At 37.6% G+C, this 12,667-nt stretch carries 7 protein-coding genes and 3 pseudogenes; all 10 read left to right on the top strand.

The window, feature by feature from the left end; all coding sequences use genetic code 11:
- On the top strand, positions 1 to 344 hold a 344-nt coding region (locus tag ACFIJR_RS08245), incomplete at its 5' end, for a YadA-like family protein (protein ID WP_375627467.1).
- A gap of 603 nt (positions 345 to 947) precedes the next feature.
- Positions 948 to 1,091 carry a hypothetical protein gene (locus ACFIJR_RS08240; RefSeq protein WP_375627466.1) on the top strand — a complete coding sequence of 48 codons (144 nt, stop codon included), beginning with the start codon at positions 948 to 950 and terminating at the stop codon, positions 1,089 to 1,091.
- A 61-nt stretch (positions 1,092 to 1,152) separates the two neighbouring features.
- Complete coding sequence (locus ACFIJR_RS08235) at positions 1,153 to 1,920, top strand: hypothetical protein (RefSeq protein ID WP_375627465.1); 768 nt, start codon at positions 1,153 to 1,155, stop codon at positions 1,918 to 1,920.
- The gene (locus tag ACFIJR_RS08230) at positions 1,917 to 2,303 is read left to right on the top strand and encodes a hypothetical protein (protein ID WP_375627464.1); all 387 of its coding nucleotides are present in this window, start codon (positions 1,917 to 1,919) and stop codon (positions 2,301 to 2,303) included. Before ACFIJR_RS08235 ends, ACFIJR_RS08230 begins: the two co-directional genes overlap by 4 nt.
- Before the next feature lie 23 nt (positions 2,304 to 2,326).
- Positions 2,327 to 2,374, top strand: a pseudogene (locus ACFIJR_RS08225) (hypothetical protein); the annotation flags it as partial.
- 6 nt (positions 2,375 to 2,380) lie between these two features.
- Complete coding sequence (locus ACFIJR_RS08220; RefSeq protein ID WP_375653973.1) at positions 2,381 to 2,839, top strand: hypothetical protein; 459 nt, start codon at positions 2,381 to 2,383, stop codon at positions 2,837 to 2,839.
- A 276-nt stretch (positions 2,840 to 3,115) separates the two neighbouring features.
- Positions 3,116 to 3,436 carry a hypothetical protein gene (locus tag ACFIJR_RS08215; protein ID WP_375653972.1) on the top strand — a complete coding sequence of 107 codons (321 nt, stop codon included), beginning with the start codon at positions 3,116 to 3,118 and terminating at the stop codon, positions 3,434 to 3,436.
- Between the two features lie 12 nt (positions 3,437 to 3,448).
- A pseudogene (locus ACFIJR_RS08210) lies at positions 3,449 to 3,889 on the top strand (YadA-like family protein); the annotation flags it as partial.
- Positions 3,890 to 4,335: 446 nt separating this feature from the next.
- Complete coding sequence (locus tag ACFIJR_RS08205) at positions 4,336 to 9,234, top strand: Vomp family autotransporter (protein ID WP_375653970.1); 4,899 nt, start codon at positions 4,336 to 4,338, stop codon at positions 9,232 to 9,234.
- 796 nt (positions 9,235 to 10,030) lie between these two features.
- A pseudogene (locus ACFIJR_RS08200) lies at positions 10,031 to 12,667 on the top strand (hypothetical protein); the annotation flags it as partial.

The raw sequence follows: 12,667 nt of genomic DNA, 5'->3' as shown, positions 1-12,667 counted from the left end.
AGTATACGGATGAGAAAGTTTCTCATATTGTAAAAGATGGAGTTAATGAGGCTAATTCGTATACGGATATGAAGTTTTCGACATTAAGTTATGCTGTTGAGGATGTTCGAAAAGAGGCAAGACAAGCAGCAGCTGTTGGTTTAGCGGTAGCTGGTTTACGCTATAGTGATATTCCTGGAAAATTAACAATCGCATTTGGGAGTGGTTTGTGGCGCAGTCAATCTGCTTTTGCTTTTGGTGCAGGTTATACTTCAGAGAACGGTGATATTGGTTCCAACTTGTCAATTACCACTTCTGGAGGGCACTGGGGTATAAGTGCAGGGGTTAATGTGATACTCAACTAATAAACGATTAAATCCATAAAATTGAATTGCCTTTTTCTTATTTAAGAAAAGGGCAATTTTTTTACCTTCTTCCAGAGTTCTCTAAAGCTATTCTAAATGTAAAAACTCTCGTAATTATATAAAATCCGAATATAAAAAGCTTATTACAAATTTTGTTGAGAATAAAAGACCTTAGTGGTAAAGATTCAAAAAATTGATTGCTATTTTTCTTTGATAATTAGGTAATAATCTTATTGCTCTATCCTATTATTTTGATTTATTAAAATGCTTCAAGCAATGTAAATACGAATATACCCTTTATTAAAAGAAGACAGTTTTAGCTTTTATTTGCGTATAGTTTTAAACGTATGCTTTATGTTGATATCGTTATAACTTTTCATTGAAAGTCTTGTTTTTTAAATGACAAATTATCTTAAGAATAGAATAATTCAAAATATTATGTTTTTTTAATCAGTTTCCTTTTTTGTAGCTTCATAGTAAAAGTTTAATTTCTCCAAATTGTTTTAATCTAATTACGAGTATGAAAAGCAAATAGTGCAAATTTTTACAATTCAAAATATGTCTTTTTATGTTTTAGACATGGTTTTTTGTTAAGGGTTTGTTATGAAAAAATTATTGATCATATTCAAGGGAAATAGCTCAAGTTTTCAGCGTTTATTTTATCGGTTGTTTGTAGCAACGTTTTCATTGGGAGTTGTGATAGTTGTTTTTTTATCGAATGCTATTCCTGTTTTGGCGAAAAATTGATATAATAGAACAGCTGCTTCAAGCCATGGAAAAAGCAACAAAGAGCTATTCTCAAGGAAAAATGCTCCTTTCTGTGTATGCTAACTCTAACAGCATTGGGGCTCTCTCAAAAGGTTTTGATTTATTAAAAGCAAGTTATTTAACAGCACTTAATACAGCAGCAATGGCACCAATAGTGGATGATTCTACAGATTATAGTGGCTATATCAATTTTCTCGTCAATACGCTTTCTATTAAGAGTAAGGATGGTTTTAGTGAGAGATTTCTTACCGATTCGCAATTGGTTATGAACAATAACTCTACAATTACAATGAGTTCTGAAAACAACGAAGATGCAAGGATTATCGATGGATCTGACACCTTGCGACATGATTTCATTACAAGAATGCAACGATTTACAGGTATGCAACGTACTCCAAACACAAGTATTGCTTTAGGTAGTGGAACGCAAGGGGAAAAAGAATGGAGCGTTACTGTAGGCAATATGGCTCACGCTTTGGGGAAAAGCAGTGTCGCAATAGGTGGTGAATATAATAAGAAGAGCAAATATGGAGATAATAATTATACAACTGCGAAGAGTGATTATTCAATAGCTGTAGGAGCCGTTTCTAAAGCCCTAGGGTATGGTTCGATTGCTCTTGGGTGCATATGCATTTTCTCAAGAAGCTATTTTATAGGTTCCTATTCTAACGTGACGGTTGATGGGGTGTTGCTATCGGGAACAACTCTGTACCTGGTAGGGCTGCTGGCGTTTTTGGGTATATGTCTCTTCTGCAAGGACCGGCTAAAAACACCGAATCTCAATAGAAAAGTACGAAAGGTGAAGTGAATATTGGTATTCTTAGTAAGAACATAACGCGACAAATTATAGGCGTAGCAGCTGGTAGCAAACCTGCCGATGCAGTGAACCTTAGACAGTTGCAGGATTTAGAAGAAGTCGTAAGAAAAAAGGTTGGAAACTGTCTATTGCTGGTGAGACAGCTAAAGATTTTGGTGCCAGATAGTACAATAAATTTTCATTCGGAGGAAGTAATCTCAGGGTTACAAAGAGATAAGGACGATGAAAATAAGCTCATATTTGGTTTGGCTAATGACATAGTATTGAAAAGCATAACATTAGGAGAGAAAACAAAAGTAGATGCAATAGGCTTAGTAATTATTGATGGCCCGCAAATAACTACCGGTAGTATTAATGCGGCAAGTAAAAAGTAACAAATGTTGCAGAAGGAACTCGCAATACTGATGCAGTGAATTTTTCACAACTGAAGGAAGTAAAAAAATAAGTAGCAGTGAGTATTTTTGTAAAACAGGAAACAGCAACGAAACACATTACCATTGGTAAGGATATAGATGGTGATAAAATTGATATTGCGAATAAAAGTGATAAATTACGGATAATTTCTGGTGTTAAGAAAGCAAAGAGAGATAAAGCATCAATGATGCTGTTAGTAAAAAAACAGCTTGAAGAAAGTTTAGAGAAACTTGCTAATGATTCTGCTGTTGTTTATTATGATAAAGCAAATAATGAAAATGGCACTATTAATTATGAAGGTGTGACTTTTGGAAAAACTACAGCTCCCGCTGCACTTCATACTGTAGCAAATAAAATTACGAAAAATTCCACTGATGTTGTCAATGGCGGTCAGCTTTATTCATTGGGTGATAAAGTTGCGAAATCTTTAGGTAGTGGAGCATCTTGTAGCGACGGTATTTTTACAGCTCTTACTTATAAATTATCATCAGATTGATGAAAAAGGTACGGTAATAGAGAAATCATATAGCCACTCTAACTTATTTTACAAGTCTTGATGACAATATCAAGAATATCAATAATCGTATTAAAGGAGTCTCTGAGGGGATGTGCAGGATTCTTTGTCATGGAGCACAAAGGATCAAGCTTTTGTTGCAAAACATGGAGAGAAGCAAGAAAACAGCAAGATCACATCCCTTTCGGCAGGAGCTATTACAAAGAGTTCCACGGATGCTGTGACGGGGTGGACAGCTTTATTCACTAAATCAAACGCGTGCAAAATATTTTGGCGGTGGTGCTAGATATGAGAATAAAGAATGGACAGCACCAAATTTCAAGCTATAGAACCTTTGAAGAGAACAGCTATGATAATATTGCAGCAGCTTTTGCTGGCATAAATAGTGTTTTCGCGAAGCTTCATAATGAAATTTCTGGCAACATCGAGAAAAATGCTTTGTTATGGAGTAATGGAGCAGGGGCATTTGTGGCTCGGCATGGAAAAGACGAAAAAAAAGCTATAACGATATTGCTAATGCATTTAATGCAGGTCGTGGCGTTGATAAGAATAAGAAGGCGAGTAAGATTATCAATGTAGAGGTAGGGGGGTGGGAAGGTAGGAGAAAGCTCGAAAGAAGCAGTAAATGGTGGTCAGTTATATGATTATACGAAAAAGCAGATGAAGACGGTTCTTGAAGATGCCAATAAGTATACGGATGAGCAAGTTTCTCATCTTGTAAAAGATGGAGTTAGTGAGGCTAATTCGTATACGGATATGAAGTTTGCAACGTTAAGTTATACTGTTGAGGATGTTCGGAAAGAGGCAAGACAAGCAGCAGCGATTGGTTTAGCAGTGTCTAATTTAAGTTATGATGATACTCCTGGAAAAATCAGTCTATCATTTGGTGGTGGTTTATGGCGCAGTCAATCCGCATTTGCTATTGGCGCCGGTTATATGTCAGAAGATGGAAAAATCTGCTCCAATCTCTCCGCAACGAGTTCTGGTGGTCATTGGGGTGTAGGTATTGGGCTTAATTTAATACTGAACTAGATAAGCAAAAAACTTTTCTTAAATATGCTCTTTGCCCTTGCCTCATCAAAGCGGGGGCATTTTAGTAAAAAGCTTTCATAAATCCTCTAATGAAGTAAAAAATCTTATTCACGAAAAATAAACTGATGCCTAAACGGATGATCAATAGGTACAAAAATTATATCTCTTTCAAAGAGGTCAAAGCTAAAAACGACACACAACCTTTGATAGAAAAAACGAAATTAATTCTAATATTAAGTGTTTTTTTACCTTCCTTAAATTGACTTTCACGAACTTGCCTCTAACTACCCTCTAAAGACGCTGTAGAAACAACAGTTTATGTCTTAATTTTATTTATGTCCTAAAACACGCTGTAAAAGCAGGAACACGCAAGGGAAATAAGAAAGCTTTAGAGTTCTAGAGCATACCTTTTTTGTGTTTTTAATCTATTATTATGAGGGGGTATTATGAAAATATATACTACACAAAATCTACGTGATTTGAGTTTTTCTCGTTCACATCATCGATCATCATTGTTTAAAGTAGCTTCGTTAGGAACTGCGGTGGCATTATTTTTATCGAATGCTTCTCCTGTTTTTTCAGCAAATCTCGATTTAACAAAAGCATCTCTTGAAAATGTGAAGAATGCTGCCGTGGTTTATCCGCAAAGTACTCTTTCTGCTTATAATGATTATACAAGTGGTATGGGGGGGGAAAATTCTGTCATAAATGTTTTAACAGTCGACGGAAGGTCTGTATGGAAAGATGCGCAAAATATCTTTACAGTGGGTGGCGCTGTTATTTTAGATCCAGAGAAATATACGGCAAAGGGGAAAAGTGTTGCTATAGACTCTACAGCGCACGCTTTAGGACTAGGTAATATCGCGATAGATGCCGGATATAATAACCAAGATGATATTAGGGATGCATTCTTAAATGCTTATTCTTCACGAGTGAGGGCCGATAGTAATGAAACTGTTATGGGGTCTGGGCCTGAAACGCGGGCGTATGGAAAGGTTATTCTTGGGGACGGTTCTTCGAGTAAGGCGGGTGCGGGTGCTCCCGGTTTCGATTTTCTCACTAAAAGCCCGTCAAAGGTAGATAATGAGATATGGAAAAGTAATGCGGGGCCAGCAACTATTGGTAATGATGTAAATAAGATGACGCGCCAGCTTGAAGGGGTGGCAGCTGGTACTTATAGTACTGATGCTGTGAATGTTGCGCAGTTAGGATCATTACAAAAATACGTAGACCAAGGTTGGAACCTATCCGTTGGGGGTAAAGATGCTAAAGCCGTTGGTATAAAAGATACTGTAGATTTGTCAGTTGCAAGTGACAACCTTACGATTACAAAAGGTGCGAAAGACAATAATGTAAAATTTGATCTAGCTAAGAATATTACAGTGGCAAGTGTCACTGCAGGGAACGCCTCTATGAGTAGTGATGGCTTTCTGTTTGCTGATGGGGCTAAAATAACTGTGGATGGTATTGATGCTGGCAATAAACAGATTACAGGAGTTGCAAACGGAGAAGAAGATACTGATGCAGTGAATTTTGCGCAGCTACAAGAGATAAAAAATCAAATAGCAGCAAATAGTCTTGTCAAGCAAGATGGTGGAGAAGAAGGTCGTATCACCATTGGTATAGCAACAGGGGGGTCTGAAATCAATGTTGCAAACAAATCGGGTGAAGATAGGATAATTTCCGGTGTGAAAGAAGCAGTTAATGATGATGAAGCTGTTAATAAAAAACAACTTGATGGTGAAATTGCAGATATCACGGACAGTATTAAGGTCATTAAAGAAGCAAATAGCTTTGCGGTTCTTTATGATAAAGATGCAGATGGCACCATTAATTATAATAGTGTGACTTTGGGTGGTGATAAGACTACGGCACCAGTTGCTCTCCATAATGTACAAGCTGGTACAGTTGCAGAAGGGTCGAATGATGCAATTAATGGCAGCCAGATTAATAAAATATCCGCAGATGTAGCAGGCATTTTTGGTGGTGATGCCGAATTTGTCGATGGTGCTTTTGTAGGACCACAGTATAATTTATCTACTGTTTCTGCGGATGGTTCTAGAGAACAGAAAGTCTTTTATAATGTTGGTGAAGCTTTGACAGGGCTTGATGCAAATGTAAAGAATGTGAATAGTCGCTTAACATATGTAGTCAATGACTTTACTCAGAAAATTGAAGGTGTTTCTAAAGATTCTCTTTTGTGGAGCGAAAATGAACAAGCATTTGTTGCTCTTCATGAAGCAAACGGAGAGAAGACAGACAGCAAACTCACATTTTTGAAGGATGGAGACATTTCTGCTAACTCAACAGATGCTGTAAATGGTTCGCAGCTCTTTACGACTAATCAGAATATTGCCACTGTTACGAATGATCTAGCAAAAATTTCTCAAAATACATCTCAATATTTGGGCGGTGGTGCAGATGTGGTCACTAATAAAGCACCAACCTATACGATTCAGAACACTGAATATAACGACATTGGTTCTGCTTTTAGTACTGTTGATAATTCTATCACGAATATCCAAAATCAGATTACGAATGCGACGAAAAATAGCCTCGTTAAGCAGGAGGAAAATGAAGGTACTATCACTGTTGGTAAAGCAACAGGTGGAACTAAAATCAATGTTGCGAATAAGAACGGTGATGCTCGTACAATTTCCGGTGTAAAAGCTGCAGAGCGGAATGATGAAGCTGTTAATAAAGAACAGCTTGATAAAAGTATAGAGAAGATTTCTAAGGATATTAATCTCACAACAGCTGCTGCAGTTCTCTACGATAAAGAAAATGGTGCTGTTAATTATGGTAGTATAACTTTAGGTGGCGATAAAAATAAAGAGCCAGTAGCTCTCCTTAATGTCAAAGCTGGCGAAATTGCTGAATATTCAACCGATGCAGTAAATGGGGACCAAATTAATCAAATCTCCCAAGATATAGCAAATTACTTTGGTGGGAATGCGGAATTTAGTGATGGTTATTTTGGGGGACCAGAGTATAATTTATCTACAGTTTCTGCGGATGGTAAGGTGGTTCAGAAAACCTTTGAAAATGTTGGTGACGCTTTGACGGGTCTTGATGCAAATGTAAAGAATGTGAATGATCATTTAATAAATGTGACAAATGATTTTACACAACAAATCAATAATATTACTCAAGAAGTCAAAGGGGATGCCTTGTTGTGGAATAATGATGAGAAAGCATTTGTAGCACAGCATGGAGAGGGAAGAACCAATAGCAAGATTAAGTATCTTGCGAATGGAGATATTTCTGAAGATTCAACCGATGCTGTAAATGGTTCACAACTCTTTGAGACCAATCAGAATGTTACCACTGTCACAAATAATCTTTCAACAATTGCTAAAAATATATCAAAATATTTTGGTGGTGGTGCAGATGTATCTAATGGTAAAGCGCCAACGTATACTATTCAGGGCAAACCACATAATGATTTTGGATCTGCTTTTAGTACTGTTGATAATTCTATCACGAATATCCAAAATCAGATTACGAATGCGACGAAAAATAGCCTCGTTAAGCAGGAGGAAAATGAAGGTACTATCACTGTTGGTAAAGCAACAGGTGGAACTAAAATCAATGTTGCGAATAAGAACGGTGATGCTCGTACAATTTCCGGTGTAAAAGCTGCAGAGCGGAATGATGAAGCTGTTAATAAAGAACAGCTTGATAAAAGTATAGAGAAGATTTCTAAGGATATTAATCTCACAACAGCTGCTGCAGTTCTCTACGATAAAGAAAATGGTGCTGTTAATTATGGTAGTATAACTTTAGGTGGCGATAAAAATAAAGAGCCAGTAGCTCTCCTTAATGTCAAAGCTGGCGAAATTGCTGAATATTCAACCGATGCAGTAAATGGGGACCAAATTAATCAAATCTCCCAAGATATAGCAAATTACTTTGGTGGGAATGCGGAATTTAGTGATGGTTATTTTGGGGGACCAGAGTATAATTTATCTACAGTTTCTGCGGATGGTAAGGTGGTTCAGAAAACCTTTGAAAATGTTGGTGACGCTTTGACGGGTCTTGATGCAAATGTGAAGCATGTGAATGATCATTTAACGAATGTGGTCAATGATTTTACACAACAAATCAATAATATTACTCAAGAAGTCAAAGGGGATGCCTTGTTGTGGAGCGGTGATGAGCAGGCATTTGTAGCACAGCATGGAGAGGAAAGAACCAATAGCAAAATTAAGTTTCTTGCGAATGGAGACATTTCTGCTAACTCAACGGATGCTGTAAATGGTTCGCAACTTTATTTGATGAGTAATCAGCTTGCTGCGTATTTTGGTGGTGGCGCTGGCTATAATAATGGACAATGGATCGCTCCTACTTTCAAGATAGCACAATTCAATAATGACGGCAGTTCTGGTGAGAAGAAGACCTATCATGACGTTGCCAATGCTTTTGACGGCGTGAGTGAGAGTATGTCCAAGATAAACAATCGCATTCAAAATGTTGAAAACAATGTCTCGTCCAATGGTTTAAATTGGAATGAACAGAAAAAAGCCTATGACGCTAGTCATGATGGTCAACAAAGTAAGATTATCAATGTAGCAGATGGTAAAATTGCAGAAGGTTCAAAAGATGCAGTCAATGGCGGACAGCTTTGGCAGACCAACGAACGTATCACTGGCGTTGAGAAAGATATTAAGCATATCGAAAACAGAGTCGACAATATTTCCGCTACGGTTACGGATATTGGTGAAACGGTTTTCCATATTGAAAACAGAGTTGATAATATTGAGAACACGGTTAATAATCTTTCTGATGGTGCAGTTAACTATGATAAAGATGCTGATGGTAAAAAGACCAATAAGATTACTCTAAAAGGTGGCAACGAAAGTGAACCTGTTATGATTGATAATGTTGCGGATGGTCGTATTGAGAAGGGATCAAAAGAAGCTGTAAATGGTGGTCAGCTCCATGGCTACACTGAGCAGCAGATGAAAATTGTTCTTGATCAATCAAAGCACTACACAGATCAACGGGTGAATAATATCGTTATCGATGCTATTGATGATGCTGTTGATCGGGCTAACCAATATACAGATATGAAGTTTAATATTTTAAGTTATGACATTAAGAGTGTACGCAAAGAGGCAAGACAAGCAGCCGCTGTTGGTCTAGCAGTATCCAACCTACGTTACTTCGACGACCCAGGATCTTTGAGTGTCTCATTTGGTAGCGGGGCATGGCGTGGACAATCTGCGTTTGCTCTTGGTGCTGGTTATACATCTGAGAACGGAAAAATCCGCTCTAATCTCTCTGCTACGAGTGCTGGTGGTCACTGGGGAATAGGTGGAGCAATTACTCTGAAAATAAAATAATACGAACAACGAAAACAGAACCAAATAATCACCCTTATTTATTGAAATGAGGGTGATTTTTTTTACAGACGTACAGTATTTATCTAGAGATAAGCATAATATTTGATGACGATATAAACTTTAAGGTTTTATAGAAGACCCTTATATGCTTTTATTGCAAAAATATCACAAATAGAATCCATATTGCTAAAAAGTTATATTTTTATGTTGCTATTTTCTTGAACAGTCTATAATAATACGGAAATGTGTATTAGTAAGACTCATTTTGATGAAATAACTTTCAGGGGGAGATAAGTAGTGCGTAAAAATAAAAGGCACATCACAAAATCACGCATATATCATTACATGACATTTTAAAAAGAGAAAACCTAAATAAAAAACGATTTTCCAAGGAATCTATATCCCGAACGTATTACAATTTCTTTCTACTTTACTTGTTATTAACAAAAAAATGCTTTCTAATAAAACTAAAACCTTTTTCAAAGGATTTTATAGTAGAGACTACAAAGTAAAAAGTAATATTAAATATGCAATACCTCTTTTTTATTTAGGAAAAACAGCACATCAAAACCCATAGACTTTAAATGCATTACCTTTATGTCCACAAAACATGAACCAAAAACAAACATTTAAGTCTCAATACAGAAAGCACAAACAAAACAAGATCAAAGACTCAAAACGTTCACACGCTAAGCAACGATCCTCCATTCTGAATTCCGAGAAGATCAATAATGCTAAAATGTGTCTTTTTTATGTTTTGGAGGTGTTTTTAAGTTTTTTCATTGGAGAATTTATTATGAAAAAATCATATGCCACACTAGCACACGATGATGCAAATGGGATTCATTTTCCTTATCCGTTGTCTTTGGTGAGGGCGCTTTTGTTGGCTGCAATAGTTGCGTTTTTATCGAATGTTTCTCCTAGTTTTTCGGCAAATGTCGATGTAAGCAAAATATTCCTTGAAGGTGTCGAGAGCGCTGTTGTAGGAGCTCCACGAAATGTTATCTCTGCTTATGATGGCGATAATAGTGAGTTAGATGCTTCTAATGCATCAAAGGAAAATTATATAACAGCGTTGAATGTTGCGACAACACCTAAGGTGGATGCTACCAGTGACTACGCAAATTTTCTGGTCAATACTCTTTCTAGTAACAGTGATAATAATTCCACAATAAATACTTTGACACCAAGACAACTCATTCCTGTTAGTGAACTGCAGCGAGACACGAAAGATGATAAAGGTGTTATGTTGGGCGATAAAGCAAAGGCAACTACTTACTCAAGTATTGCAATAGGTGCATTTGACCCAGATTGTATGAATGCAAATGGTATACTTGGTTGTGTTGCGGCGAAGGCAGTAGCTGAAAGAGCAATAGCTATCGGTTTATCAGCTGATGTTAAAAATTATGAGGGGATCGGTATTGGTGTTAGCGCAACAGTAAAAGCTGATGATGCTATTGCTATAGGTGCCTTTACAAATGCTACAGCAACAAATAGTACAGCTATAGGTAATCGTGCAAATTCAACAGGGGATAGAGGTATTGCTATAGGTGCCTTTACAAATGCTACAGCAACAAATAGTACAGCTATAGGTAATCGTGCAAATTCAACAGGGGATAGAGGTATTGCTATAGGCCATGATTCGCTGGCCTCAAAACAGGATACCATTGCTATAGGTTACACAGCTCATGCCTTGGGTAAAAGCAGTGTCGCAATAGGTTCTGAGTTTTATGAAACTAATGGGAAGGATGATCATACAACAGCGGCAAGTGATTATTCCACAGCCGTTGGTGCTGTTTCTAAAGCTTTAGAGTATGCTACGACTGCTATAGGTCATCGTGCAAAGTCAATCGCAAAGTATTCTACTGCTTTGGGTTTTTATGCAGAAGCAAGGACAGAAGGAAGTGTTTCTTTAGGGGATTATTCTATCGCTAATATTGCTGCTGGTGTTCCGGGTTATACTTCTGTGCTGCAGGGACCTGCAGTAAATACGGCATCTTATTGGAAATCTACATTAGGTGCTGTTAGTGTTGGTGATGTTGCTGCTGGCAAAACGCGCCAAATTACAGGTGTAGCGGCTGGTAGTGAAGATTCAGACGCAGTGAATGTAATACAATTGAAAGACTTAGAAAGGGTCGTAAGAGAAAACGGTTGGAAACTCTCTGTTGGTGGTAAAGATGCTAAAACAGTCATTATGGATAGCGGAGTAGATTTTTCCACTGGAAGTACAAATCTTAACATTACAAAAGGCAAAGATGACAATAAACTAAAATTTGATTTGGCTCAAGATGTTACATTAACGAGCTTAAAGGCAGGCACAACCACCCTAGATGCAAAAGGTCTGGTCATTACTGATGGTCCGAAAATAACGACCGATGGTATTGATGCTGGAGGTAAAGAGATAAAGAAAGTTAAGGCTGCAGAACTCACTGAGACTTCACAACAGGCAGTGAATGGATCGCAGTTATTTACAACAAATAAGGAAATTGCTGATGTAAGAGATAGTATCCTTGTTAAGGAAGAAGAAGAGATTACTTTAGCGCGTAGTCTCCGTTCGGGGGAATCGACTGTTATCACCATTGGTAAGGCATCAGGCGGCACTAAACTAAGTATTTTAAACAAAGACGGTAAAGAACGGACAATCGCCGGTGTGAGTTCTGGTGAACTCTCAGGAACCTCGACAGATGCGGTTAATGGTTCACAGCTTTTTACCACCAATGAAAATGTTACTAAGGTTGCTGAACATACAGCAAAATATTTAGGCGGAGGTGCCAAGTATGAGGGTGAAGCGTGGACAGATCCAAGTTTCAAGGTTAAGACTGTTAAGGAAGATGGCACTGAAGAAGATAAAAGCTATTCTGATGTAGCTTCTGCCTTTGAGGGTGTAGGGACTTCTATCACAAATGCAAAAAAAGAGATTATCAATAAGATTACTAATGCGAAAAATGATTCTTTGAGCTGGAGCGAAGCAGATAGTGCCTTTGTAGCGACGCATGGAGAAGGAGAGAAAAAAGGCAATAGCAAGATTAAGTATCTTGCGAATGGAGACATTACTGCAGACTCAAGTGATGCGGTTAATGGCTCACAGCTTTTTACCACCAATGAAACTGTTACTAAGGTTGCTGAACATACAGCGAAATATTTTGGTGGTGATGCTAAGTATGAGAATGGTGAATGGACCACTCCAAGTTTCACGGTTAAAGCTGTCAAAGATGATGGTGTTACAGTTGAAGAGAAGAAGTATGATAATGTTGCGGATGCGTTAGCAGGAGTAGGGACATCTTTCACGAATATTAACAAAGAGATTAACAAGGTTGTAGGTGATAACCTAGTTAAACAGGATACAGACAGCAAGACTATCAAGATTGGTGCGGAGACGGAAGGCGCTACAATCAATATTGCAAATAAGAGTGGTGCTGATCGTGTTATTTCC

It is taken from the genome of Bartonella sp. OD88NMGDW (assembly GCF_042193775.1).
Classification (GTDB): Bacteria; Pseudomonadota; Alphaproteobacteria; order Rhizobiales; family Rhizobiaceae; genus Bartonella; species Bartonella grahamii.
The sequence above is the reverse complement of the archived record's forward strand: the minus strand, read 5'-3'. Positions and strand labels throughout refer to the sequence as shown.